This window comes from Citrobacter sp. wls757, from assembly GCF_005280935.1.
Taxonomy (GTDB): domain Bacteria; phylum Pseudomonadota; class Gammaproteobacteria; order Enterobacterales; family Enterobacteriaceae; genus Citrobacter; species Citrobacter portucalensis.
This window is the reverse complement of sequence record NZ_SZWU01000006.1, coordinates 1-26,258: the sequence shown is the minus strand read 5'-3', so window position 1 is coordinate 26,258 and position 26,258 is coordinate 1. Positions and strand designations below refer to the sequence as shown.

The following is a 26,258-nucleotide window of genomic DNA, read 5'->3' as shown; positions in this document are numbered from 1 at the left end:
CGCTCCAGCCAGCACTCCCCGCCGGGGAGTGCCTTTTCATAAATACCGAGCGGGACCTGTTTCGACAACATAGTCGCTCCTTATCCCCACAGCTGGGCGATAGAACGTTTGAACTGACGGGCCGCTTCCACCGGAGAAGCGGCATCGCGAATGCTGCGACCGGCAATAAATACGTGAATCGGAATTCCTTGGAACAGCGGCAGATCTTCCAACGCCAGACCGCCGGTGACGGTGACTTTAAAGCCCATCTCGGACAGGCGTTTGATCGCGCTGATATCCGCCTCTCCCCACGCCACACCTGCTGCCTGCGCATCACGGCTGCGGTGATACACAACTTGCCCAATGCCCGCGTCACGCCACTCTTGCGCCTGCTCCCAGGTCCAGTAACCCGTCAGTTCAATCTGTACATCACCGTTAAATTCTTTCGCCACCTCCAGTGCCCCCTTGGTGGTGTTGATATCCGCACAGCAGATGACGGTGACCCAGTCAGCGTTGGCTTCGAAACACATGCGGGAGAGGATTTTTCCCGCATCGGCAATTTTGGCGTCCGCCAGCACAATTTTATGCGGGTAAAGCGCCTTCAGATCGCGAACGGCGCGCACGCCCTCTGCCACGCAAAGAATAGTGCCCACCTCAATGATATCGACCTCTTCGGCAATCAGACGCGTCGTTTCATACGCGGAAGACATTGATTGGTTATCCAGCGCAACCTGCAACATAGGTAATGACATTTTGGTATCCTTTTAAACAGCCGCCGCAGTGGCGTTATCAATTAAATCCAACACTTCCTGCGCGGTGCGGCAGGCGCGTAAACGGTCAAAATTGGCTTCGTCATCAAAGAGATTCACGATCTGCATGATGCCCACTTCCTGATGCGTGTTGGCGTCAACTGCCGCCATCGTTATCAGAATATCGACTGGGTCGTTATCTTCGTGGTTAAACACCAGCGGCGTTTTCAGCGTCACCAGCGCAAAACCGGTTTTCTTAACTCCTTCCTCCGGACGGCCGTGCGGCATTGCCAGGCCAGGCGCAATCACAAAGTACGGGCCAAACTGCTCAACGCCATCAAGGATGGCCTGGTAGTAGCGTGGTTCAACCACATCGGCCTTAACCAACAGATCCACACCAAGCTTTACCGCTTCCTGCCAGGTACTGGCCTCGGCTTGCAAAAGGATGGAATTATTGTCTGCCAGCGAGTCACGTAATTTCATATGCCGCCCCTTACTTCACGTCCTGCGGGAAATGCGCTTTGATCACTTCCAGCAGTTTTGGCCCAAAATCGGCAGGAGACAGCATGTTGCGTACGCCGACGACATATTTATTGCCAGAAACGGTAATCTCACCGGCGATATGCGTAGAAGCGATGATGATATCCGCACCGCTCAGTTCACTTTTGTATTCACCCACGGCGCAGCTGTTTACCGTATGGTCAATATTTGACTGGGTTAAAAACTGGTCCACCTTCATTTTCATGATCATGGAACTGCCCTGCCCATTGCCACATACAGCCAGAATACGTACGGTCATAATCGGAACTCCTTATTAAGCAGAGTGTTCTGCCAGTTGTTTTTCTGCGTCTTCCTCAGCGCGCAACGTGCGTCCTGCGAAAAACATATAAGCCAGTGCAATCAAAATAATGACGGCCATAAACACGATGCCGATGGAGGCAAAGCCTTGCATCATCGGCGGTGCCAGAATTGACCAGTCCGCCATGCCCATCCAGGCGCTCATACCGGTGAGTTTCACCGCCCAAACGCAGCCGAAGATTTCGATCATCCCCATCACCAGGCAAATCTTGAGCGCCGCGCGCCAGCCGCCAAAGTGGTTAGCAAATACGCCGATAGTGGCGTTCGAGAAGAACATCGGGATAAAGCCTGGGATAATCAGGATGGAAGAGCCGCAGGCAACCAGAATACCTACCGCAATCAGTTGGCCGATGGTGCCCCACATAAAGCCCCAGACCACCGCGTTGGGGGCAAAGCTGTAAATCGCTGCGCAGTCGATAGCCAACACCGCGCCGGGGATCAGACGTTGAGAGATACCGTTGAACGCTTCTGAAAGTTCAGCAACGAACATACGTACGCCCTGGGTGATGATGAAGATAGCGACAGCAAACGAAAAACCGGTTTGCAGGATATAGACCGTCCAGTGGGTTTTACCCGCCATCGCCTGAACCACATCTATGCCGAAAGAGAGCAGGATCGCCCCGAAAAAGATGGTCATCACAATCGCGGTGGAAACGATGTTGTCATGGAAGATATTCAGCCAGCCTGGCAGCTTGAGATCTTCTACGCTCTCCTCTTTCTTACCCAGATACGGCGCGACTTTGTAAGCAATCCAGGAGGCGAACTGCTGCTGGTGACCGATGGAAAAACCACAGCCGTCAGTTACTTCCTGCGTCGGTTTGTACATCATATTGGAGGTAATGCCCCAGTAGAGCGACACCAGCACCGCGGTACAGATGATGGTGGTCCACATCGGGTAACCAAAGATGTAGAAAGAGACAGCAATCAGCCCCGCCTGCTGGAACATGATGTGCCCAGTCAGCATGATGGTTCGAATGCCGGTAATACGCCGTAGCAGTACGTAACAAATGTTCAGCGCCAGCGCTAACAGTACGGCGTACCCTACCCAACTGTAGGCATCACCCATTCGTTCGATGGTTGCCATCATGGAGGCATAGGTATCGGAGATCGCGCCATTGATACCGTAAACCTCAGACATCTTCGCCACCACCGGTTTAAACGTGCTGGTCAGAATGCCCGACCCTGCCTGCAATAACATAAAACCGATAATCGTTTTGATCGTGCCTTTGATAATGACGCTGACACTTTTACGCAACAGGATGTAGCCGAGGCAGGTCACAATACCCAACAGCAACGGTGCATTGGTCATGACCTGATTAAAAAAGACGGTAAAGATGTTGTAGAGGATCTCCATAACGATCTCCAGTAGACGAAGTTGCTGAACATTCATTACAGATGCCCAGGATGTTGTGCCCTCACTCTAGTTTTCAAAAGTAATCACAACAAGATTGAATTTGATTAAATGTGATGAAGTACGCAAATAATTCTCTTACTTGCAGAGTGGATTTACTTCAAATTCATACACGCCAAAATAAATTCATTTAAAACAATAAAATACAAAAATACATTTCATATAAACCATCTTGTCACGTTGTAATTTGTTCACATTTTCCCATTCAACACCAAAAATCAGCGCATTGCCTTCTTGATAAAATGATGTCAGTATCAATCAAAACAAATCATCATTTGATTCAACTTGAACAAACATGAAGGTAATTGCGATGAGTAAAGTAAAAAGCATCACGCGTGAATCATGGATTCTGAGCACATTCCCGGAGTGGGGAAGCTGGCTCAATGAAGAGATCGAGCAGGAACAGGTCGCACCTGGCACTTTCGCTATGTGGTGGCTTGGCTGTACCGGAATTTGGCTAAAGTCTGAAGGCGGAACTAACGTCTGCGTCGATTTCTGGTGCGGTACGGGTAAACAGAGTCACGGTAACCCGCTGATGAAAACCGGTCACCAGATGCAACGCATGGCGGGCGTGAAGAAGCTGCAGCCAAACCTGCGCACCACGCCGTTTGTTCTTGATCCGTTTGCCATTCGTCAGATCGATGCGGTGCTGGCCACGCACGATCATAACGATCACATCGACGTAAATGTTGCAGCAGCCGTCATGCAGAACTGTGCCGACGACCTGCCGTTTATTGGACCGCAGACTTGTGTGGATCTGTGGATCGGTTGGGGTGTACCAAAAGAGCGCTGCATCGTGGTAAAACCTGGCGATGTGGTGAAAGTGAAAGATATTGAAATTCATGCGCTTGATGCGTTTGATCGTACGGCATTGATCACGCTTCCTGCCGATCAAAAAGCGGCAGGCGTGCTGCCGGATGGTATGGATGCCCGCGCCGTAAACTATCTGTTCAAAACGCCGGGCGGTACGCTTTATCACAGCGGTGATTCACACTACTCCAACTACTATGCAAAGCATGGCAATGAGCACCAGATCGACGTCGCGCTCGGATCCTACGGCGAGAATCCACGGGGAATTACGGACAAAATGACCAGTTCCGACATGCTGCGTATGGCGGAGGCCCTGAATACAAAAGTGGTGATCCCTTTCCATCACGATATCTGGTCAAACTTCCAGGCCGATCCTCAGGAGATCCGCGTACTGTGGGAGATGAAAAAAGATCGGCTGAAGTATGGCTTTAAGCCTTTTATCTGGCAGGTGGGTGGCAAGTTCACCTGGCCGCTGGACAAAGATAACTTTGAATATCACTATCCGCGCGGCTTTGACGACTGCTTCACGATTGAACCGGATTTACCGTTTAAATCGTTCTTGTGATCCACACAAAATGCCGGGTCATTCCGGCATTTTTTCCCATTTACTTTAGTATTTCCAGGCTATTTCAAATATCATCTTTTCAAATCAATTTGTATCGGAATAGCTCATGACTGAAGCACAAAGACATCAAATATTGCTGGATATGCTGGCGCAGTTGGGCTTTGTTACCGTTGAGAACGTGATTGAGCGTCTGGGGATTTCACCCGCCACAGCACGCCGGGATATCAACAAACTCGATGAAAGCGGCAAACTCAAGAAAGTCCGCAATGGCGCAGAAGCTATTACCCAGCAGCGACCGCGCTGGACGCCAATGAATCTGCACCAGGCACAGAACCACGATGAAAAAGTTCGCATTGCCAAGGCGGCATCCCAGCTTGTGAATGCGGGTGAAAGCGTGGTGATCAACTGCGGATCGACAGCCTTTCTGCTGGGTCGCGAAATGTGCGGCAAGCCGGTGCAGATCATCACTAATTATCTGCCGCTGGCGAACTATCTGATCGACCAGGAGCATGACAGCGTGATCATCATGGGAGGGCAATATAACAAAAGCCAATCCATCACGCTTAGCCCGCAAGGCAGTGAAAATAGCCTGTATGCCGGGCACTGGATGTTCACCAGTGGCAAAGGGTTGACCGCGGACGGACTGTATAAAACCGATATGCTGACCGCGATGGCCGAGCAGAAGATGCTTAACGTGGTGGGCAAACTGGTGGTACTGGTCGATAGCAGTAAAGTCGGTGAACGTGCGGGAATGCTGTTCAGTCGCGCCGATCAAATCGACATGCTGATTACTGGCAAAAATGCAAACCCTGAGATTCTGCAACAGCTTGAAGCCCAGGGCGTGAGCATTATGCGCGTTTAAAGGTGCTGGCGGAAAAACGTCACTGTTGCGGCCAACGCTTCTGGCGTGATGCGATGTCGTACGCCCGCTTCCCACAGGCAGGTCAGATTGTTGTCCAAACCTGCCTGAATCAGCGCTTGCTGTAAGCGGAAGGTTTCAACAGCCGGTACAACATCATCATCCTGTCCATGCCACAGCAGCAACGGCCTGTCAGCGAGGCGTGGTAACTGATGCGTAACATCCCATTCGGCAAGCGGGGCGATAACGGCATCAAATTCCGCCTGCTGCTCTGGGGTCTGAACCAGTAAAGGGGGAAAAAGCGTCTGCGCAAGCCGGGTAAAATAGCCTGAACCCATCAGGCTGGCTACACATTTAACCTCAGGATGGCGCGCCATTATGCCCAATGCCGTCATTCCCCCCATCGACGCCCCACCGACGGCAAGCCGCTCATCTGAAAGCCAATTTTCCGCCACCAGCGCCGCACGTAACGTCGTAAACTCCTGCATATTTTGCTGCAAAATATGCCAGAAGCGGTGCATTCGCACCTTGGCATCGCTTTTGAAGCGAGCGCCATGGTCGGGCGCATCTGGCATGACGACGCGGAAACCGGCCTGAGCCAGAGCAACGGCAAAATAGCTGTAAACCAGGCTTGAAGAGGTAAACCCGTGATAGAAGATAATACAAGGGAGTGAACATTCGCGTTTGCCAGCCGGAACGGCGTGCAGGACAGGGATACCCGCCAACTGTCGTGTTTCAATTTCGATCATTTGTCGCCTCTTTCTTTCTGGTATGCCATGCAGCAATACTTAACGCAAGCGAATGTGTTCGGCAATGATTCATAATGTTGAGAACTGGGTTACGCTTTCGCAACATTTTCATTCGAAAATCGCGTGAGAGATAACAATTCGGGAACATTCCCCTAAAGGGAAATTAATAAGGCACTACACTATGGCTATCAGGAAACGAGATAGAGTTATGCGTCGGTTTGCCTCTTTGTTGTTGGTTATGTTTTTAAGCGCCTGTAGCGTGCTACAGGGAACGCCGCAACCCGCACCGCCCGTTGCCGACCACCCGCAGGAGATCCGCCGTGACCAGAGTAATGGGTTACAGCGATTAGGGACGGTTAGCGCACTGGTAAGAGGCTCTCCGGATGATGCGCTGGCAGAGATCCGTGCCAAAGCCGCCGCGGCTAAAGCTGATTACTACGTGGTTTTATTAGTGGATGAAACCATCGTGACAGGCCAATGGTATTCACAGGCTATTTTGTATCGTAAATAACATTGGGTTGAAATTTAGTCAGCTTTACATTGCTTTGCGCCCCTATGCGTTTACCTGTGCACAATAAACCAACAGCAGGAAGCTTGAGGTTTATTATCGCGATGGAATGCCCTGCCGTGTGTAGGGGTACGAATAATGGAGCTGACGATGAAACAATCACTTGCCTTATCCTCACTGCTGCTTTCTGCCGGACTGGTAGGTACTACGGCACAGTCTGCCGAATTCGCCAGTGCTGACTGTGTTACTGGCCTGAACGAAATTGGCCAGATATCTGTCAGTAACATTGCAGGAAATCCGCAGGATGTAGAACGTATAGTCGCGTTAAAAGCGGATGAACAAGGTGCCTCATGGTATCGGATCATTCAAATGTACGAAGATCAGCAGCCCGACAACTGGCGCGTACAGGCCATACTCTATGCTTAACACATTGCCGGATGGCGTAAACTTATCTGACCTACAGTGAACTGTAGACATGATAAGACGCGAAAGCGTCGCCATCAGGCATATTATTATCGTAATCCCCCCGTTGCCCGCAGAAGCAAATCGTTCAGCACCTGCTCAGACAATCGTAGTCCCCCCCGCGTATCAAGCATCATTTGGCACCAGGCCTGCGCCACTGGTGGAGAGGCATAGCGCAACATCTGCGCTCCGCAACCGAGCAGGAAAAGCTGCTGCGTAATCTCCCGCCCCAATGCCTCGCTAGGTTTACGTAAACGCTGCTGGAGCTGACGCACCATTCGATCGTAATGTCGGTCTTGCCCTTTGACTTCCGCAAAGGCTTCACTGAGCATCTCGTATATGCCGGGTTGTTTGGTCAGTACCCGCAATACATCAAGGCACATAATGTTGCCAGAGCCTTCCCAGATACTGTTTACCGGCATTTCACGATACAAACGCGGCAGCTCGCTCTCCTCGCAATAGCCAATCCCACCCAGCACTTCCATCGCTTCTGCCACAAATGGCATACCGCTTTTGCACACGGAGAATTTCGCCGCTGGTGTGAACAATCTGGCCCACAGCGCTTCTTTAGCATCAGCACGGCGGTCCCAGGCCCGCGCCAGTCGAAACAGTAACGCCGTTTGACCTTCCAGTTGGAGCGCCATCCGACCTAACACTTGACGCATCATCGGCTGTTCAATCAATGGCTTGCCAAAAACTTGCCGCTGGTGCGCATGGTAAATCGCGACGGAAAAAGCACGTCGCATCATACCGTGACTGCCGAGCGCACAGTCAAAACGCGTCATCCCCCCCATTTTCAGGATATGGCGTATACCTTCCCCTTCTTCACCCAATAGCCAGCCAATCGCTTCATGGAATTCAACCTCGCAGCTGGCGTTGGAGCGGTTGCCTAACTTATCTTTCAATCTCTCAAGACGGATAGCATTACGCTGCCCGTCAGGTAAAAATCGCGGCACAAAAAAGCAGGATAATCCTCCCTTAGCCTGGGCCAGCACTAAATGGGCATCGCTTTGCGGCACGGAGAAAAACCACTTATGTCCCACCAGCCGATACGAGCCGTCAGCAAGACGTTCTGCCTGAGTGGTATTGCTCAGCACATCTGAACCACCCTGCTTCTCGGTCATGCCCATACCGATAAGCAGCCCACGCTTTTGCCCACCTGGCAGTAAATGCGAGTCATAACGGTCGCTTAGCAGCGGCGTTATCCAGTCATGAAAGGGGGCGGGTAACATTTGAAGTAACAGCGGCGTGGCGGCAAAAGTCATGGTCACCGGACACAACGTACCTGCTTCAACCTGCGCATGCAGCATGAAACGCGCCGCCCGGGCAACAAATGTTCCCTGCCTCGCATCTTCTTCCCAGGCCAGATTATGTACGCGGTTGGCGCACAATCCCTGCATCAGCAAATGCCAGGCAGGATGAAAACGCACATCATCCAGCCGCTGCCCCTGCGGGTCGTAGCGCAACAGTTCAGGTGGAAAAGCATTGGCCAGACGGCCCAGTTCGAGCGACTCGGCAGTCCCTAGCTGCTGACCAATACTGGCGAGAAGATCGCTGTCCCAACCAGCGCCTTCGCGGATAACCGCTTCGCACAGCGCGCCATCGGACAAATATAAGTTACTGTTATTGAGCGGTACAGGTTGGTTAAAAACGGTATGCGTTTGCCAGTGCATTGTGTCTCCCTCCTTCAATGGCCGTCGCTTTAAGTATGGTCAGCCAGACAAGAGAGTGCCTGGGATTCAGGTCACAAAAAAGCCATCCCGAGGGATGGCTTAAGAGACATAGAGAATGAATTAGCCGCGCTGGCGGACGGCTTCAAACAGGCAGATACCCGTCGCAACTGAAACGTTCAATGACGAAACGCTCCCTGCCATCGGGATGCTGATCAGTTCGTCACAGTGTTCGCGGGTCAGACGGCGCATACCTTCACCCTCTGCGCCCATCACCAGCGCCAGACGACCGGTCATTTTGCTCTGATAGAGAGTATGGTCGGCTTCACCTGCGGTTCCGACGATCCAGATATTCTCTTCCTGCAGCATACGCATGGTGCGCGCCAGGTTGGTCACGCGGATCAGCGGTACGCTTTCTGCCGCACCACAGGCCACTTTTTTCGCCGTCGCATTCAACTGTGCGGAACGATCCTTCGGTACGATTACAGCATGTACGCCAGCGGCATCGGCGCTACGCAGGCATGCGCCCAGGTTATGCGGATCGGTGACGCCATCGAGGATCAAAAAGAACGGCTGATCGAGCGTAGCAATCAGATCCGGCAGATCGTTTTCCTGATACTGACGGCCAGGCTTCACGCGAGCAATAATCCCCTGATGTACCGCACCCTCGCTTTTCTCATCCAGAAACTGACGGTTAGCCAGTTGAATGACAACACCCTGTGCTTCCAGTGCGTGGATCAGCGGCAGCAGGCGTTTATCTTCACGACCTTTGAGAATAAAGACGTCCTGGAAGCGCTCAGGCGCACGTTCCAGCAGGGCCTGCACCGCATGGATGCCGTAAATCATTTCACTCATGAATGTACTCGTTAATAGTTTATGCGTAACGCCGGGCAACGCGAAGGTTGCCCGACTTACAGTCTATGGCTGTTATTGTGCGACTTTCTTTTTCGCCGCACGTTTAGCTTTAGTGGCGGCAGCAATTTTAAGCGTTTTTGCCGAAGGCTTTTTCGCTTTTTTATCACCTTTCTTCTCAGCCGCATTCTTATCCGCTTGAGGTTTGGCTCTGCCTTTCTTCTCGCCGCGGAAAGCGCTGTCCGGCTCGAAATTCACCTTTTTACCCATCTGACGACGTTTACCGGTATTTTTACCCGCATCGCCTTTTTTGGCTTTTTCGCGGGCGGTTTTACCTTCATTACGCGGCGCACGTTCACTGGAGATCAAGCTGAAGTCGATCTTACGCTCGTCCATGTTGACTGCTTCCACGCGAACTTCCACGCGATCGCCCAGGCGATACATCTGGCCGCTGGATTCCCCCGTCAGGCGCTGCCCAACCTGGTCGAAACGATAGTAGTCGTTATCCAGAGAGGAGACATGCACCAGACCGTCGATAAACAGTTCATCAAGACGGACAAAGAAACCAAATCCGGTCACGCTGGCAATCACGCCTTTGAAGACATTACCCACCTGGTCCAGCATGAAGTCGCACTTCAGCCAGTCAGAGACATCGCGCGTAGCTTCATCAGCACGGCGCTCGGCCATCGAACAGTGCTGACCCAGTTGCAGCATCTCTTCCATCGAATAATGGTAGCCACCGGTTTCCGTGGTGTTGCCCTTATGGCCCTGCTCCTGCGCCAGCAGATACTTAATCGCCCGGTGCAAGGAGAGATCCGGGTAACGACGGATCGGTGAAGTAAAGTGTGCATAAGATTGCAGCGCCAGGCCAAAGTGACCACGGTTTTCCGGATCGTAAATCGCCTGCTTCATCGAACGCAGCAGCATGGTTTGCAGCATTTCTGCGTCAGGACGGTCAGCAATCGACTCCAGCAGTTCAGCGTAATCACGCGGCTCAGGTTTGTTGCCACCAGGCAGCTCCAGCCCCAGCTCTGACAGGACGGAACGGAACGAGTTAATCGCTTCGGTCGTCGGCTTATCGTGAATACGGAACAGCGCTGGCTCTTTGGCTTTCTCAACGAATCGTGCCGCGGAGATGTTCGCCATGATCATGCACTCTTCAATCAGCTTGTGCGCGTCGTTACGCTGCGTCTGCTCGATACGCTCAATACGGCGTTCAGCATTGAAGATAAACTTCGCCTCTTCACTTTCAAACGAGATACCGCCACGCTCTTCACGGGCCTTATCCAGCACTTTGTAGAGGTTATGCAGCTCTTCAATGTGTTTAACCAACGGTGCGTACTGCTCACGCAGCTCCTGGTCGCCCTGCAGCATGTGCCAGACCTTGGTGTAGGTCAGACGTGCGTGGGAACTCATGACCGCTTCGTAGAATTTAAAGCCGGTTAAACGGCCTTTCGACGAAATGGTCATTTCACAGACCATACACAACCTGTCCACCTGCGGGTTGAGTGAACACAATCCGTTGGACAGCACTTCCGGCAGCATCGGAACAACCTGCGACGGGAAGTAAACGGATGTGCCACGGCTACGCGCTTCCTGGTCCAGCGGAGTCGGCGGGCGAACGTAATAGCTTACGTCAGCAATCGCCACCCATAAACGCCAACCACCGCCGCGTTTCTTCTCGCAATAAACCGCATCGTCGAAGTCGCGCGCATCTTCGCCATCGATAGTCACCAGCGGCAGGGAGCGCAGATCGACACGTCCTACTTTCGCCTCTTCCGGCACTTCTTCTTTCAGTCCGGCGACCTGTTTCTCAACCGCCTGAGGCCAGATATATGGGATTTCATGAGTACGCAGGGCCATATCCACGGCCATGCTGGTTCCCATGTTATCGCCCAGCACTTCAACAATTTTGCCCACCGCTTTGGTGCGGCGAGTCGGACGCTGGGTCAGTTCAACGACGACCACAAAGCCCATACGAGCGCCCATTACCTCTTCCGGCGGGATCAGGATATCGAAGCTCAGGCGGCTGTCGTCTGGGACGACAAACCCAACACCAGCGTCGGTGAAGTAGCGACCGACAATCTGGCTGGTTTTCGGCACCAGTACGCGCACAATTCGCGCTTCGCGGCGACCTTTACGGTCCGCGCCCAGCGGTTGTGCCAACACCTGATCGCCATGAATACAGGTTTTCATCTGCTCGCTGGACAGATACAGGTCATCTTTGCGGCCTTCAACGCGCAGAAAGCCGTAGCCATCACGGTGGCCAATAACGGTACCTTTCAGCAGGTCGAGACGCTCCGGCAGCGCATAGCATTGACGACGGGTGAAGACCAGTTGTCCGTCACGCTCCATCGCGCGCAGGCGACGACGCAGCGCTTCTTGCTGCTCTTCACCTTCAATATTGAGTTCAGCGGCCAGCTCATCGCGGTTGGCCGGCTTTTCACGTTTAGTTAAATGTTCGAGGATAAATTCCCGGCTCGGGATAGGATTCGCGTATTTTTCTGCTTCGCGTTCCTGGAAAGGATCTTGTGACATGTCGGTTCCTCCGTCATCATCGCTGCTGGCGGGAGTCGTTACTCCACCAGCAATAATTTATAAAGCGGTTGATTCTTTTCAACCAAATCAGCAAGTGTGTAGTTGTCCAGTTCCGTGAGAAAACTTTGCACTGCTTTAGAAAGCGCCTGTTTGAGTCGACAGGCCGGGGTGATGTGGCAAAACTCGCTGCTACAGTTGACCAACGATAAGGGTTCCAGCTCGCGAACCACATCACCAATACCAATATCCTTAGCGGGTTTACCCAGGCGGATACCGCCATTTTTTCCTCGAATAGCAGTAACAAAGCCCGCCCGGCTAAGTTGATTGATTATTTTGACCATATGATTACGGGACACGCCGTAGACTTCTGTCACCTCAGAAATACTGGTCATACGTCCTTCGGGAAGTGACGCCATGTAGATTAGCGCACGTAATCCGTAATCGGTGAAACTTGTTAACTGCACATCAACCTCAGGAAAAGGGATAAAACGGATAAACCTGGTAGTATTAATTACATTGATGATAAACCAGCCACCAGCCAGGTCGCTAATTTATTTCAGTTCGGGAAGGAAAAAAGCGAGGAACTTACGTGATTTTAAGCCGGATTCTGATGCAAAGCACCTTATCCGGCCTAAATTAGTGCAAGCGCAGCGCCGTTTGACGCTACGCTATAACCAGAATTATGCGTCGAACGGGTCGCGCAGGATCATGGTTTCAGTACGGTCTGGGCCAGTTGAGATAATATCAATCGGCACACCGGTCAGTTCTTCAATACGCTTGATGTAGTTCAGCGCTGCCTGCGGCAGACCGCTACGTTCCTTCACGCCGAAGGTGGATTCAGACCAACCCGGCATGGTTTCGTAAATCGGCTCGATACCTTTCCAGTCGTCAGCTGCCAGCGGAGTAGTCGTTACTTCGCGGCCATCCGGCATACGGTAAGCAACACAGATTTTCACCTCTTTCAAACCGTCCAGTACGTCCAGTTTGGTCAGGCAGAAGCCAGACAGGGAGTTAATCTGTACTGCACGGCGTACAGCAACGGAATCCAGCCAACCGGTACGACGACGACGACCGGTGGTCGCGCCATACTCGTTACCTTGTTTGCACAGGAACTCGCCAACGTCATCAAACAGCTCAGTCGGGAACGGACCCGCACCTACACGAGTAGAGTAAGCTTTGATGATACCCAGAACGTAGTCCACATAACGTGGGCCCAGGCCGGAGCCGGTTGCCACGCCACCTGCGGTGGTGTTGGAGGACGTTACGTACGGATAGGTACCGTGGTCGATATCCAGCAGCGTACCCTGCGCACCTTCAAACATGACGAAATCGCCACGCTTACGCGCCTGGTCCAGCAGATCGGAAACATCAACAACCATTGAGGTCAGGATGTCGGCGATAGCCATCACATCATCCAGCACTTTCTGGTAGTCAACTGCTTCAACTTTATAGAAATTCACCAGTTGGAAGTTGTGATATTCCATCACTTCTTTCAGTTTTTCAGCGAAAGTTGCTTTATCAAACAGATCGCCAACACGCAGACCGCGACGAGCTACTTTGTCTTCATAAGCCGGACCGATACCACGACCGGTAGTACCGATCGCTTTCTCGCCACGCGCTTTCTCACGAGCGTTATCCAACGCAACGTGATAATCAAGGATCAGCGGACAAGCTTCAGACAGCAGCAGGCGCTCGCGAACCGGGATACCACGATCTTCCAGTCCTTTCATTTCTTTCATCAGCGCGGACGGAGACAGAACAACACCGTTACCGATGATGCTGATTACGTTTTCGCGAAGAATGCCTGATGGAATAAGATGGAGGACGGTTTTTTCACCGTTGATTACGAGAGTATGGCCTGCGTTGTGACCACCCTGGTAGCGCACAACATATTTAGCCCGTTCAGTCAGAAGATCGACGATCTTCCCTTTACCTTCGTCACCCCATTGGGTGCCCAGTACGACGACGTTGTTACCCATTTTTCAAAATCACCGTTTGCTTAAAAATGGATTCTACCACCGCTTTTTCAGATATACAGCACTTTTTGCATGCGAAAATCCGCAAATTAGTCTACTTATTGATCAGCCAATCGTTTTCCTCAACATGTAGTAGACCACAACGCCCGCAACCACAAGACCTCCACCAAAACGACGCAAAATATTTTCGGGAAGTTGCGCCATTGCAGAGATCATTTTCTTCCATGCGCTGGGATAAAGCATCGGACCCAGCCCTTCCAGCACCAAAACCAGCGCGAGCGCCAGCAAAATTGTTGAATTCATCCATCGCCCTTATATAAAAAGAAAACCACCGCATCCCTGGAGATGCCGGTGGTTTTGCTGCTTTAAAACCGCTGGAACGCGATTAGCGTGTCGCGGTATTTGGTGTCTTCATGTAGCGGAAGAAATCGCTGTCCGGGCTCATGACCATTACGTCCTGATTCCCTTCAAAGCTCTTCTCGTAAGCACGCAGGCTACGGATGAAGGCGTAGAAGTCCGGATCCTGACTGAACGCATCGGCAAACAGCTTAGCGGCTTCTGCATCGCCTTCACCGCGCATAATACGGCCCTGACGCTCAGATTCTGCCAGCGTTTTAGTGACTTCATAGTCAGCCGTTGCACGCAGTTTTTCCGCCTCTTCCTGGCCTTGTGAACGATGGCGACGCGCTACCGCTTCACGCTCAGCGCGCATACGGTTGTAGATAGCCTCGGACACTTCAGCAGGCAGGTTGATTTGCTTAATACGCACGTCAACCACTTCGATGCCCAATGCCGCCATACTGTTCGGGTTGATGACCGGTACTTTACCGTTCGTTTCAGCCTGAACACGTTCAGCCGCTTCGGCAATCGCGCTATCTGCTGCCGGAGTCGCCACTTCGTCTTCCGTGCCAGCAGAACCGGAGTTCAGCGCGTCACGAACTTCCAGGGTCAGACGACCGCGGGAATCGGTAACGATGTCCTTCACGTCCAGACGACCAATTTCAGAACGCAGACGGTCAGAGAACTTACGTTTCAGCAGGACTTCCGCCTGAGAAACATCGCCACCGCCCGTTGCCAGGTAGTAACGGCTAAAGTCACTGATGCGCCACTTGATGTAGGAGTCAACGATCAGGTCTTTCTTCTCTTTGGTAACAAAGCGATCGGCCTGGTTGTCCATGGTCTGAATACGCGCATCCAGCATCTTCACAGATTCAATAAACGGAATCTTGAAGTGCAGGCCTGGTGCAACGACCAGCGGCTTGTTTTCATCGTCACGCAGAACTTTACCAAAGCGCAGAGTAATACCGCGCTCGCCTTCTTTGACCACAAAGACAGACATGAACAGAACTACCAGAACGATGATGATAATCGCAATAACTGACTTACGCATCGTTATTCCCCCTGACGCTGGTAGTCGTTACGCTGCGCATTCGCGCGGCGTTGGTCCATAATATCGCCCTGACTGGTGGACGATGTGTTGCTTGCTCCAGTGCTGGAAGTCGTTGCTGGCGGCAGACGCAGCAGGTTTGAACTGCTGTCAGTCTTTGCTGCTGGCGCACTACCACCTTTCAGCATTTGATCCAGCGGCAGAACCATCAAATTGCTGCCTTTATCGTTAACCAGGACTTTGCGGGTATTGCTCAGCACTTTTTCCATGGTTTCGATATACAGACGCTCGCGGGTAATTTGCGGTGCGGCTTTATATTCCGGCAGAATTTTTGCGAAGCGAGCCACTTCACCCTGTGCTTCCAGGATTGTCTGAGTCTTATACGCACGCGCTTCTTCCAGAATACGCTGCGCCTGACCGTTTGCACGCGGCTGAACTTCGTTGGTGTACGCTTCCGCTTCACGGATGTACTGCTGTTCGTTTTCACGTGCTGCGATAGCATCGTCAAACGCGGCTTTTACTTCTTCCGGCGGACGTGCAGCCTGGAAGTTGACGTCCAACAGAGTGATACCCATGTTGTACGGACGGATCGTTTCTTCCAGTTCACGTTGGGTATCGCTACGAATAACGGTACGACCTTCGGTCAGGATACGGTCCATGGTGTATTTACCGATAACCCCACGCAGGGCACTGTCGGTAGCCTGACGCAGACTGTCATCCGCGCTGGTTACGCTAAACAGGTAACGCTGCGGATCGGTCACGCGGTACTGTACGTTCATTTCGACGCGCACGACGTTTTCGTCAGAGGTCAGCATGACGCCGGATGCGGCAAGTTCACGCACGGCTTCAACGTTGACCGGTGTCACTTCGTCGACAAAGGTCGGTTTCCAGTTCAGACCCGGTTCAACCAAATGGCTGAATTTACCGAAGCGTGTCACCACGCCGCGTTCCGCTTCTTTAATGGTATAGAAACCGCTGGCCGCCCAGATAATGACGATAGCGGCCGCTGCGATAGTAAAGACTCGACCGCCCAGTTGCGGACGCGGGCCTTGCGATGAACTACCGCCGCCAGAGCCAGTACCTTTACCGCCACCCAGACCACCGAGCTTTTTACTCAGTTTGCGGAAGATATCGTCCAGATCGGGAGGTCCCTGCTCGCGACCACCTTTGTTTCCATTTCCCTCAGGGTTGCCGCCAGGTTTGCTGCTTCCCCAGGGGTCGCGGTCTTGTCCGTTATTACCGGGCTGATTCCACGCCATTTTTGTGCTCCATATTTGTTATGCGATGCTATACCTGCGTCTTTTGCGCTGCCGTTGCGTTGGCTGGGTCCCTCAACGCCAGTCACATAGTTGACTATGCTCCTGGAGATTTCAGGACTTGCCGCCTTCCTGCCGCACAAAATCCACAAGGTATAGAGGCGAAAAAATCTTCAGGCCATATCCGTCAGATCAGACAACATAGTCTTCCAGTGCCGGTTCTTGTTTACAGAGGCGACGCCAGTCTACGATCGGCATACGAACCTGCAGACCTACGCTGCCGTCCTCCTCCATCCACTCTTTTTCTATTGCCTGAAGTTGATAAAACCGGCTTCTCAAACGCCCTTCCTGCGGCGGCAAACGCAACGTATGCTGCGCCACCTCACCGGAAAGTCGCTCAGTCAAAGCCTGAAAAAGTTGTGGTATACCAATTCCCGTTTGCGCTGATACCCAAACGCGAATGGGTTTATTCTCTTCATCTCTGTCGATACGCGGCTCAAAGTCATCCAACATATCGATTTTATTCATCACCAGCAGGGTCGGGATCTCATGCGCATCGATCTCTTCGAGCACCGTGTCGACGGCCTCAATGTTTTCCTGCACACGAAAATCTGCTGCATCAATAACGTGCAGCAGCAATGTCGCCTGACGTGTTTCCTGCAAGGTGGCCTTAAACGCCGCCACCAGGTCGTGCGGCAAATGACGGATAAACCCAACGGTATCCGCCAGCACAGTCTCACCCACGTCCGCCACGTCTATTCTGCGTAGCGTCGGGTCCAGGGTCGCAAACAGCTGATCCGCTGCGTAGACCTGGGCTTCGGTGATCTGGTTGAACAGGGTGGATTTTCCGGCGTTGGTATATCCCACCAGTGATACGGTTGGGACATCCGCTTTCTTGCGCGACTGTCGCCCCTGCTCACGTTGCTTTTCAACTTTTTCCAGGCGCGACTGTATCTGCAAAATGCGATTACGCAGCAAACGACGGTCGGTTTCGAGCTGGGTTTCACCCGGACCGCGCAAACCAATCCCGCCCTTTTGCCGTTCAAGGTGAGTCCAGCCACGGACCAGACGCGTAGCCATATGGCGCAACTGCGCCAGCTCAACCTGCAACTTACCCTCATGGGTTCGCGCACGCTGGGCAAAAATATCTAAAATGAGACCAGTCCTGTCGATAACAAGACACTGGCACAACTGTTCCAGGTTACGTTCCTGGGCAGGGCTTAGAGCATGATCAAAAATCACCACCGCAGCGCCAGTCGCTTTTACGGCTTCGGCAATTTCGATTGCCTTACCTTCACCAACAAAATACTTCGGGTGCGGTGCTTTACGGCTCCCGGTAATCACCTGCATTGCTTCGACACCGGCGGAAGAAACCAGAGATTCAAACTCCTGGAGGTCTTCCATATCTTTGTCTTGCGAAAAATAGATGTGTACCAGTACCGCCTGCTCACCGGCATCATAACGGTCAAACAAGCGTCAACCCCTTAATATAAATCAACGGGGAACACAGGATCGCTGGCTCCCCGTATGTAAAACAGCTAATAACCTTATTCGGTTTCTTCGCTGTCCTGTTGCGCAGATGAACCTTGCGCGTTGCTACCGTGATGGTAGTTGCTGCCTGTGCCGCCGGTGGCATTATTGCTGTGATGAGAAACCGGACGAGACGGGACAACAGTAGAAATCGCGTGCTTATAAACCATCTGGCTGACCGTGTTTTTCAACAGGATCACGAACTGATCAAAAGACTCGATTTGACCTTGCAGCTTAATACCATTCACCAAATAAATAGAAACTGGAACACGTTCCCGACGCAGTGCGTTCAGGAACGGATCTTGTAAAGATTGCCCCTTAGCCATTCTCTCTTTTCCTTATATGCTTATTTGTACTTTGAACCTTTCGATTCTGAAAAATTGCGCACGATACGTTTCAATTGTACACATTCAGTTCGCGATAGCACCAACAACCTGTAATACTTCGTTTCGCGCCTGGTCAGGCTTTTCACTGTCAAGCCAGTGCACCCCTTCCCAACCACGCAACCAGGTTACCTGTCGCTTCGCCAACTGCCTCGTGGCGCAAACACCTCTATAAACCATTTCATCGTATGAAATTTCACCTTCAATGTATGACCACATCTGGCGATACCCTACACAACGAATGGAAGGCAAATCCGTATGCAAATCTCCACGGGCAAAAAGCGCCCGGACTTCTGCTTCAAAACCTGAAGCTAACATCTGATGAAAACGCTGCTCAATTCGCTGATGGAGCAGTTCACGGCTCGCCGGGGCGATTGCAAACTGATGCACCTGATACGGCAAAGCATCTCCTGACGTTTGCGTCAGCTCCGTTAAAGTTTTACCCGAAATGAAAAAAACTTCCAGTGCCCGGGAAAGTCTTTGCGGATCATTTGGATGAATACGCGCCGCTGCCACGGGATCGATATCCTGAAGCTGTCGGTGTAACGCGTCCCAACCCTGCTCTGCCGCCTGCTGCTCAATTCTGGCCCTGACTTCCGGGTTCGCCGACGGTAACGGCGACAGTCCTTCAAGCAAGGCTTTGAAATATAACATTGTGCCGCCCACCAGCAACGGGATACGGCCCGCGGCGGTGATGTCGGCCATCTCGGCTAACGCATCGCGACGAAAATCCGCAGCGGAGTACGCCTGCGATGGATCGCGGATATCCAGCAATCGGTGCGGTGCGGCCTGTAATTCATCTGCATCAGGCTTGGCTGTACCGATATCCATCCCCTTGTAAATAAGGGCGGAATCAACGCTTATCAACTCTATGGGCAAAACTTTACGCAATTCAATTGCTAATGCCGTTTTACCGGAGGCCGTTGGCCCCATCAAAAAAATCGCCTTTGGCAGGCTCGCCTTACGGGTATCACTCATGTTTCAGGGCATTCATTACCGAATGTAAATCAACAGGTTGTAACAGACCACCCGGCGGTGCCTTCACGAGTTGTGGGCAGAGCCGCTCAACATCCGCTAACAGCGTAATCGCCTGTGCCATGCTCCACTGTGGATGCTCGCTCATCAGGTTACGTGCGATCCACTGTGCAATATTGCCCGGCTCGAATACGGATTGCTGCGCCAGGTAGCCTATCAGTTCAGGAATCAAGATTTGTAAATTTTGTTGGCGTAAGGGTAAAGGCACCGCCCGGATGGTCACATGCTGCGCATCCAGCTGAAATTCAATGCCCAACTCAGCCAGTTGGCTCTGTCCTTTTTGCAGTGCCGCTTTTTCATCGGCGGTCACTTTTAGACGTAAAGGGATCAGTAACGGTTGAGCACAAACCGCTCCCTGACCCGGCGTTAACTGCGCCTGACGCAGCCAACGCTCAGCCACCGGTAATGCCAACAACCGAATATGGCCATCGCACTCGAGTAACGCGCAGTCTGCACCAACTATCGTTAGCACCCGGCCAAAGCCCTGACTGCTGCCAGTCAGAGGCGTCGATGGCGTTTCAGAGACCGGCGTTTTACGCGTTGGAGCCGGCGTCTGCATCAGTTGCTGATAAATTTCGCCCTGCTGCTTTTGGTATCCGGGTTGAGCATGAGGCCAACTGGCTCCCGCCTGACGGCCACCGCCACCACTATTGCCACTTCCAGTGCCAGCGGATGCTGAGTACCGCGGTGTCGCAGGTTCACGCGCGGGAGCCGGCTCGGCAAAATGGTTGCGTCCAGCAGCAACGCGGTTTTCCGGGATGTGACTTGGAGCGGGTTCGTCGTCATCAGCCAACGGCAGCGGCGTTTCAAGCTGCTGTTGCAGGACGCTCAACACGCCCTGGTAAATAAAATCGTGCACCAGGCGGGATTGATGGAAACGGACCTCATGTTTAGCTGGGTGTACGTTGACATCCACTTGATGCGGATCGATTTCCAGATACAACACAAAAGCGGGCTGTTGATCGGCTCCCAGCTTATCTTCACAGGCCTGGCGGATAGCATGGTTGATCAGCCGGTCGCGCATCATCCGACCATTCACGTAGCAGTACTGGATTTCTGCCAATGCTGCCGTTGTGTGGTTAGGATCGGCCACCCAGCCGCGCAATGTTAAATCGCCATGCTGCCATTCGATCGCCAGCGCATGCTCCAGAAACGGCGTGCCGCAAATCGCGCCCAGTCGGCGCTCTTTCTGCCCATCCGCGGCCACTGCCCGGTACTGACGCACCACTTTGCCGTTGTGCGACAAATTTATCGTCACATCAAAACGCGCCAGCGCAATGCGGCGAATAATCTCGTCGATATGATTAAATTCGGTTTTCTCGGTGCGCATAAATTTGCGCCGCGCCGGGGTGTTGTAGAACAGATCTAGCACCTCCAGCGTGGTTCCCACCGGATGCGCAGCGGGTTTAACTGTGACATCCATGTCACGCCCTTCGGCATACGCCTGCCAGGCTTCGGGTTGTTCTTGCGTACGCGACGTCAGGGTTAAACGAGACACGGAGCTGATACTGGCCAGCGCTTCGCCGCGAAATCCGAGGCTTACGATGGCTTCAAGATCGTCAAGCGAGGCTATTTTACTGGTGGCATGACGCGCCAACGCCAACGCCAGCTCGTCTTTTTTAATCCCGCAGCCGTTGTCACGAATACGGATAAGCTTCGCGCCGCCGCGTTCAATATCGATATCAATGCGCGTCGCACCGGCATCGATGCTGTTTTCCACCAGTTCTTTCACCACTGACGCAGGCCGTTCTACCACCTCGCCTGCGGCAATCTGGTTCGCCAGCTGTGGCGGTAGAACCTGAATCGGCATGGCTAATCCTTAATTTGTTAACGTGTTACCCGGCGATATGGCGCTGGCGGTTTGCGCCGGTGCGCCCTGCGGCCCGGTTTGCATCGGGTGCGCCTGGAAATAGTTACGCAATCCTTTGTATATCGCCTCAGCCAGTTGCTGCTGATAATCATCGCTCGCCAACAAGCGCTCTTCGCTGTTGTTACTGATAAAGCCAGTTTCAACCAGCACTGACGGGATATCAGGCGAACGCAGTACGCCAAGACTGGCGTGTTCTGGACGACGCTTATGCATCGAACCAATACGTTCTAACTGGCCGATCATGCTGGTCGCCACATCATACCCGACGCGCTGCGAATGACCGAACTGCAGATCCAGTACGGCCTGGCTGAGATAAGGATCGGACTGGCTGTTTGCCAGCACATCGCCCGCGCCGCCCAACAGCTCCGATTGCTTCTCGTGCTGTTCCAGCCAGCCGGCCATCTCACTGTTCGCCCGACGGTTTGACAGCACCCAAACGGAAGCACCTGTGGCATCACGATTTGGCGCGGCATCCGCGTGAATAGAAACCAGGAAATTGGCGTTTTGTTTACGCGCGACGTCTGAACGCCCCATCACCGAGATAAAGTAATCACCATCACGGGTGAGTACGCCTTTAAACATCGGATCATCATTGAGCAAACTGCGCAGTTTGCGCGCCACGGCAATCGTGACGTTTTTCTCACGCGTGCCGCCAGGACCAATAGCGCCAGGATCCTGTCCACCGTGTCCGGCATCAATGGCAATCACCACTTTATCGCCGTTGCTGGAACTGGCGCGCGCCGCAGGGCGCGTGGAGGTATTGCTGTTAGTCACAGCCGTAGTGCGATCGTTTTCTGCTTTAAACGGATTTCGCGCTGGCTCGACAGGACGTGGGGCAACAATCGGCGCTTCAACACGCTTTGCAACCACGGGAGGTGGAGGCGGTGGCGCATCAGCGTTGATGGTAAACACGACGGTATAATTGCCGCCGTTCTGGCGTTTTACTGCTTCGGCTTTACCGTTCTCGGTTAAATCCACCACCAGGCGCAGAGACTGCGCATCTTTTGGCGTGCCGGAACGGATAGATTTCACCAGATTATTGCCGCTAAACAGCAGCGGTAATCCCTGAATCACACCGGTTTGTTTAATATCCAGCGCGACGGTTCGTTTCCCGTCCTGCGAAACGGCATATTCAGGATCGCCAATAAAGCTCAGCGTAATCCGCGCCTGTTGATCGCCATTGGACACCTGAAGATCGGAGAGACTGGCGGCCCCTGCCTGCGCGCACAGCAGGACCAGGGTTGCCATCAGCCAGTTTCTGATGCGATAAATCATCCCGCCACCCTTAAGGTTAATCGGCTAAACGCGCCAGCAATAAATCACCTGATGAGGAGACTGCGCTTACACGCGCCTCTCGACCTTGCGCCTGGTATTCAATGTGTATTTCGACGTCCGGGTCTGGCAGTACACCTTTACCTTGTTGCGGCCATTCCACCAGGCAGATGGCATCATTGGCAAAATAATCGCGGATCCCCATAAATTCCAGCTCCTCTGGGTCCGCAAGTCGGTATAAATCGAAGTGGTATACCATCAAGTTATCGAGTGAATAGGGTTCAACCAGCGTGTAGGTGGGGCTTTTTACATTACCTTTATGACCTAACGCCTGCAGAAATCCCCGGCTGAAGGTGGTTTTACCCGCCCCCAGGTCGCCGTACAAATATATAACCGTCGCGCCGTCACAGGCTTTGGCTACCCGCTGTCCCAGGTCTAAAGTCGCCTGCTCATCAGGTAGTGGAATTACTCGATTCATCATGATAAACGTCAATCACATCAGGGTTAACAATACGCTGTAGCGTGGTAAAGAGATCTGTCGCCAGCATGCCGCGCGTACCAAAACGCGCCGCCAGCACATCCGCCGCCGCTCCGTGCGCAACACATCCCGCACATACTGCATCATACGGGGTAAGCTTCTGTCCGAGCAATGCGCCAATAATACCGGAAAGCACATCCCCCATTCCGCCGCTGGCCATCCCGGCATTGCCGGTATCAATAATACCCAACTCCGCCTGTTCAGCAGCAATAACCGTACCCGCGCCTTTCAGCACTACCACGCCTCCGTACCGTTTTACCAGACGTTGTGCACAAAGTAAGCGATCGTCTTCAATTTCTGCAATGGAACAGCCCAGCAGTCGCGCGGCTTCTCCCGGATGCGGCGTGATCACGCGATTGTGACGTTTATCGGGGTTGATTGCCAGCAGGTTCAGCGCATCCGCATCCCAGAGCATCGGTTTGCGAAAATTCTCCACTTTTTGCAGCGCTTTTTTGCCCCACTCCTGCTGACCAAGCCCGGGGCCTATCACCACTACATCCGCCCACGCCAGGCTCTCTTCCAGCGTCTGCGGCGTCAGCGCATCGACCATCAGTTCCGGTCTGGCTGTCAAAATAGGCGCAATGTTTTCACTGCGCGTCAGCACTTTGACCAGCCCGGCACCTGCTCGCAGCGCGGCTTCCCCGGCCATGCGTATTGCGCCTGCCGTACCGTGGTCACCGCCGATAATCACCAGTCGACCGTGGGAACCCTTGTGCGAGGTGGGTCGACGCGGCGTTAGCCAGTGCGCAAGCTGTTGAACATCAAAACGTTGAATTGGCGCATTCTGTCCCGCCAGCCAGTCGTCCAGCCCAAGTGCGTTAACATGCAGACGCCCAGTGACATCGCGCGCTTTACCGGTGAGCAGGCCCGGCTTGAGTGCAATAAAGGTAATGGTATGCGCTGCGTTGATGACCGCGCCCGGCGTCGCTCCCGTCTGCGCCAGCAGGCCGGAGGGAATATCTATCGCCACGGTGGGGGCTGGGTGAGAATTGGCACGTTCAATCAATACCGAGAGAGACTCACGCGGCGCATGTTTTAAGCCAGTGCCTGACAGCGCATCAATAATGACGTCCACGTTATTTGGCCAATTGATATCCGTCGCGTGAATGACGCCACCAGCGTTAAGCCAGGCATCACGTGCCTGCTGCGCCTCCTCGGGGAGCGGTTTGTCACTTTCCTGCGCCAGCAACGTAACTTCAAGACCCAGCGCTTTGGCAAGTCTTGCCACTACGTAACCATCACCGCCGTTGTTGCCATGACCACATAGCACCAGCCAGTGCCGAGCGTTCGGATAAGCCTCACGAGTGACCTGAAATGCCGCCTCTCCCGCCCGTTGCATGAGTTCGTACAACGTCAGCCCTAAACTGTCTGCCGCCTCTCGCTCCATCCGCTTGATGTCATCGGCGTGCCAGATGGAGTGTGGTATACTTGCGGGGTTTTTCTTCATTGTATGGTCCGTCATGTCAGAGCCCCTCGATCTCAATCAGTTAGCGCAAAATATTAAGCAGTGGGGGCTGGAGCTTGGCTTTCAGCAGGTCGGTATTGCCGATACCGACCTCAGCGAAGCGGAACCCAAACTGCAGGCCTGGCTGGATAAACAATACCACGGCGAGATGGACTGGATGGCCCGTCACGGCATGATGCGCGCCCGACCTCACGAATTATTGCCCGGTACGCTACGTGTCATCAGCGTACGTATGAACTATCTTCCTGCCAATGCGGCCTTCGCCAGCACATTGAAGAATCCTTCTCTGGGTTACGTCAGCCGTTACGCGCTGGGGCGCGACTATCATAAGCTGCTACGTAACCGCTTAAAAAAGCTGGGAGAGATGATTCAACAGCACTGCGTTTCGCTGAATTTTAGACCTTTTGTCGATTCTGCGCCCATTCTTGAGCGTCCGTTAGCGGAAAAAGCCGGGCTTGGCTGGACAGGTAAGCACTCACTTATCCTCAATCGTGAAGCTGGATCATTTTTCTTCCTCGGGGAATTACTGATCGATTTACCCTTGCCGATCGACCAACCAGTAGAAGAAGGATGCGGGAAATGCGTCGCCTGCATGACCATCTGTCCCACCGGGGCCATTGTTGAACCCTATACGGTGGATGCGCGCCGCTGTATTTCTTATCTCACTATCGAACTGGAAGGCGCGATCCCGGAAGAATTTCGTCCCTTGATGGGGAATCGAATTTATGGCTGCGATGATTGTCAGCTTATTTGCCCGTGGAACCGCTATTCACAGTTGACGGCAGAGGATGACTTCAACCCGCGCAAGCAGCTTCATGCTCCGGAGTTAATAGAGCTGTTTAGCTGGAGCGAAGCGTGGTTTTTAAAAGTCACGGAGGGGTCTGCCATTCGTCGTATTGGCCACCTGCGCTGGCTGCGAAATATCGCCGTTGCGTTGGGCAATGCTCCCTGGGATGAAGCCATTCTTCACGCACTGGAAAGTCGCAGAGGTGAGCACCCACTTCTCGACGAACACATAGAGTGGGCGGTTGCTCAGCAAATCGAGAAGCGAAATGCCTGCGTAGTTGAGGTGCAGCTACCGCAGAAACAACGTTTGGTCAGGGTCATTGAGAAGGGTCTGCCGCGCGACGCTTAAGTCATCCACAGCTTGTGTATAAAAATAAAAACACATTGATATTCAAGAGAGAAAAAATCGTCAAGTGATCGTATTAACAATTTGAAATGATAATTAAATTAATAATTTCAAATAGTTAAAATGATACTATTCACCCGGCGAAGTTTTTTGCATTCCAGGAATAATACCCGAACCTGTGGATAAGTCTGTTTACAAGAGTATGTCAATGACGAAACAAAACGTCCCCAACGCGATTATTCGTTGTGGATATTTTTATTGGGGTAAGAATTTGGAGCGGGAAACGAGACTCGAACTCGCGACCCCGACCTTGGCAAGGTCGTGCTCTACCAACTGAGCTATTCCCGCTTAATCTTCGTCTTTCGAACCACTACTGCGTTGGCTGCCTTCATTCGCCTGAGTCA

Annotated in this window: 26 protein-coding genes and 1 tRNA gene; 5 read left to right on the top strand and 22 right to left on the bottom strand. The window is 52.9% G+C overall.

The features are described from left to right. The 5 genes from FDW94_RS23665 to ulaA all read right to left on the bottom strand — a co-directional run. Positions 1–71, bottom strand: a 71-nt coding sequence (locus FDW94_RS23665; protein ID WP_249358211.1) for a hypothetical protein, incomplete at its 3' end; no start/stop codon positions are given. A 9-nt stretch (positions 72–80) separates the two neighbouring features. After that, positions 81–731 (bottom strand): 3-keto-L-gulonate-6-phosphate decarboxylase UlaD, encoded by a 651-nt coding sequence (ulaD, locus tag FDW94_RS00520; RefSeq protein WP_003025660.1) that lies wholly within the window; start codon positions 729–731, stop codon positions 81–83. Between the two features lie 12 nt (positions 732–743). Beyond that, entirely contained in the window at positions 744–1,211 is a 468-nt protein-coding gene (gene ulaC, locus FDW94_RS00515) for a PTS ascorbate transporter subunit IIA (RefSeq protein WP_006686330.1), read from the bottom strand. Between the two features lie 10 nt (positions 1,212–1,221). Beyond that, entirely contained in the window at positions 1,222–1,527 is a 306-nt protein-coding gene (ulaB, locus tag FDW94_RS00510) for a PTS ascorbate transporter subunit IIB (protein ID WP_003025655.1), read from the bottom strand. A 15-nt stretch (positions 1,528–1,542) separates the two neighbouring features. Then, positions 1,543–2,940: a PTS ascorbate transporter subunit IIC gene (gene ulaA, locus FDW94_RS00505; RefSeq protein ID WP_003830456.1), complete on the bottom strand. Its 1,398-nt coding sequence runs from the start codon at positions 2,938–2,940 to the stop codon at positions 1,543–1,545. 367 nt (positions 2,941–3,307) lie between these two features. Between ulaA and ulaG the strand changes: the two genes are divergently transcribed. Beyond that, positions 3,308–4,372 carry an L-ascorbate 6-phosphate lactonase gene (gene ulaG, locus FDW94_RS00500; protein WP_137376960.1) on the top strand — a complete coding sequence of 355 codons (1,065 nt, stop codon included), beginning with the start codon at positions 3,308–3,310 and terminating at the stop codon, positions 4,370–4,372. A 106-nt stretch (positions 4,373–4,478) separates the two neighbouring features. Continuing rightward, entirely contained in the window at positions 4,479–5,234 is a 756-nt protein-coding gene (ulaR, locus tag FDW94_RS00495; protein ID WP_003025646.1) for an HTH-type transcriptional regulator UlaR, read from the top strand. On the opposite strand, the gene yjfP is transcribed toward ulaR, so the two are convergent. Then, entirely contained in the window at positions 5,231–5,980 is a 750-nt protein-coding gene (yjfP, locus tag FDW94_RS00490) for an esterase (protein ID WP_008786011.1), read from the bottom strand. The genes ulaR and yjfP overlap by 4 nt on opposite strands. A 181-nt stretch (positions 5,981–6,161) precedes the next feature. Between yjfP and bsmA the strand changes: the two genes are divergently transcribed. After that, on the top strand, positions 6,162–6,491 hold the full coding sequence (bsmA, locus tag FDW94_RS00485; protein WP_057066585.1) for a biofilm peroxide resistance protein BsmA: 330 nt from the start codon (positions 6,162–6,164) through the stop codon (positions 6,489–6,491). Between the two features lie 147 nt (positions 6,492–6,638). After that, positions 6,639–6,914: a DUF1471 family protease activator YjfN gene (gene yjfN, locus FDW94_RS00480; RefSeq protein ID WP_020996263.1), complete on the top strand. Its 276-nt coding sequence runs from the start codon at positions 6,639–6,641 to the stop codon at positions 6,912–6,914. 86 nt (positions 6,915–7,000) lie between these two features. Here the strand turns inward: yjfN and FDW94_RS00475 are convergent, their stop codons facing one another. The 15 genes from FDW94_RS00475 to nnr form a co-directional block, all read right to left on the bottom strand. After that, complete coding sequence (locus FDW94_RS00475; protein ID WP_137376959.1) at positions 7,001–8,623, bottom strand: isovaleryl-CoA dehydrogenase; 1,623 nt, start codon at positions 8,621–8,623, stop codon at positions 7,001–7,003. Between the two features lie 120 nt (positions 8,624–8,743). Beyond that, positions 8,744–9,475 carry a 23S rRNA (guanosine(2251)-2'-O)-methyltransferase RlmB gene (rlmB, locus tag FDW94_RS00470; RefSeq protein ID WP_003830482.1) on the bottom strand — a complete coding sequence of 244 codons (732 nt, stop codon included), beginning with the start codon at positions 9,473–9,475 and terminating at the stop codon, positions 8,744–8,746. 72 nt (positions 9,476–9,547) lie between these two features. Beyond that, a complete protein-coding gene (gene rnr, locus FDW94_RS00465; protein ID WP_008786007.1) occupies positions 9,548–12,010 on the bottom strand; it encodes a ribonuclease R in 2,463 nt (820 codons plus the stop codon). Positions 12,011–12,048: 38 nt separating this feature from the next. Further along, complete coding sequence (gene nsrR / locus FDW94_RS00460; RefSeq protein ID WP_003830485.1) at positions 12,049–12,474, bottom strand: nitric oxide-sensing transcriptional repressor NsrR; 426 nt, start codon at positions 12,472–12,474, stop codon at positions 12,049–12,051. 216 nt (positions 12,475–12,690) lie between these two features. Further along, positions 12,691–13,989, bottom strand: coding sequence for an adenylosuccinate synthase (purA, locus tag FDW94_RS00455; protein WP_003025606.1), 1,299 nt, complete (start codon positions 13,987–13,989; stop codon positions 12,691–12,693). Between the two features lie 102 nt (positions 13,990–14,091). Beyond that, on the bottom strand, positions 14,092–14,289 hold the full coding sequence (locus FDW94_RS00450) for a DUF2065 family protein (RefSeq protein ID WP_003025602.1): 198 nt from the start codon (positions 14,287–14,289) through the stop codon (positions 14,092–14,094). Positions 14,290–14,371: 82 nt separating this feature from the next. Further along, entirely contained in the window at positions 14,372–15,376 is a 1,005-nt protein-coding gene (gene hflC, locus FDW94_RS00445) for a protease modulator HflC (protein WP_003830491.1), read from the bottom strand. Positions 15,377–15,378: 2 nt separating this feature from the next. Next, positions 15,379–16,632 (bottom strand): FtsH protease activity modulator HflK, encoded by a 1,254-nt coding sequence (hflK, locus tag FDW94_RS00440; RefSeq protein ID WP_008786005.1) that lies wholly within the window; start codon positions 16,630–16,632, stop codon positions 15,379–15,381. Between the two features lie 189 nt (positions 16,633–16,821). Next, entirely contained in the window at positions 16,822–18,102 is a 1,281-nt protein-coding gene (gene hflX / locus FDW94_RS00435; protein ID WP_003830495.1) for a ribosome rescue GTPase HflX, read from the bottom strand. Positions 18,103–18,176: 74 nt separating this feature from the next. Further along, positions 18,177–18,485 (bottom strand): RNA chaperone Hfq, encoded by a 309-nt coding sequence (hfq, locus tag FDW94_RS00430; protein WP_003025584.1) that lies wholly within the window; start codon positions 18,483–18,485, stop codon positions 18,177–18,179. An 84-nt stretch (positions 18,486–18,569) separates the two neighbouring features. After that, positions 18,570–19,520 carry a tRNA (adenosine(37)-N6)-dimethylallyltransferase MiaA gene (miaA, locus tag FDW94_RS00425; RefSeq protein ID WP_137376958.1) on the bottom strand — a complete coding sequence of 317 codons (951 nt, stop codon included), beginning with the start codon at positions 19,518–19,520 and terminating at the stop codon, positions 18,570–18,572. Next, positions 19,513–21,387, bottom strand: coding sequence for a DNA mismatch repair endonuclease MutL (mutL, locus tag FDW94_RS00420; protein ID WP_137376957.1), 1,875 nt, complete (start codon positions 21,385–21,387; stop codon positions 19,513–19,515). The genes miaA and mutL overlap by 8 nt, the downstream gene beginning before the upstream one ends. A gap of 9 nt (positions 21,388–21,396) precedes the next feature. Next, positions 21,397–22,722, bottom strand: coding sequence for an N-acetylmuramoyl-L-alanine amidase AmiB (gene amiB / locus FDW94_RS00415; RefSeq protein ID WP_048227207.1), 1,326 nt, complete (start codon positions 22,720–22,722; stop codon positions 21,397–21,399). Positions 22,723–22,738: 16 nt separating this feature from the next. Next, positions 22,739–23,200 (bottom strand): tRNA (adenosine(37)-N6)-threonylcarbamoyltransferase complex ATPase subunit type 1 TsaE, encoded by a 462-nt coding sequence (gene tsaE / locus FDW94_RS00410; RefSeq protein ID WP_100271608.1) that lies wholly within the window; start codon positions 23,198–23,200, stop codon positions 22,739–22,741. Beyond that, entirely contained in the window at positions 23,172–24,719 is a 1,548-nt protein-coding gene (gene nnr, locus FDW94_RS00405) for a bifunctional ADP-dependent NAD(P)H-hydrate dehydratase/NAD(P)H-hydrate epimerase (protein WP_137376956.1), read from the bottom strand. Before nnr ends, tsaE begins: the two co-directional genes overlap by 29 nt. Here nnr and queG point away from each other — a divergent pair. Continuing rightward, positions 24,718–25,857: a tRNA epoxyqueuosine(34) reductase QueG gene (queG, locus tag FDW94_RS00400; RefSeq protein ID WP_079934478.1), complete on the top strand. Its 1,140-nt coding sequence runs from the start codon at positions 24,718–24,720 to the stop codon at positions 25,855–25,857. The two genes, nnr and queG, sit on opposite strands and share 2 nt — an antisense overlap. A 269-nt stretch (positions 25,858–26,126) precedes the next feature. Here the strand turns inward: queG and FDW94_RS00395 are convergent. Further along, positions 26,127–26,202 (bottom strand) — tRNA-Gly (locus FDW94_RS00395). Positions 26,203–26,258 lie beyond the last annotated feature (56 nt).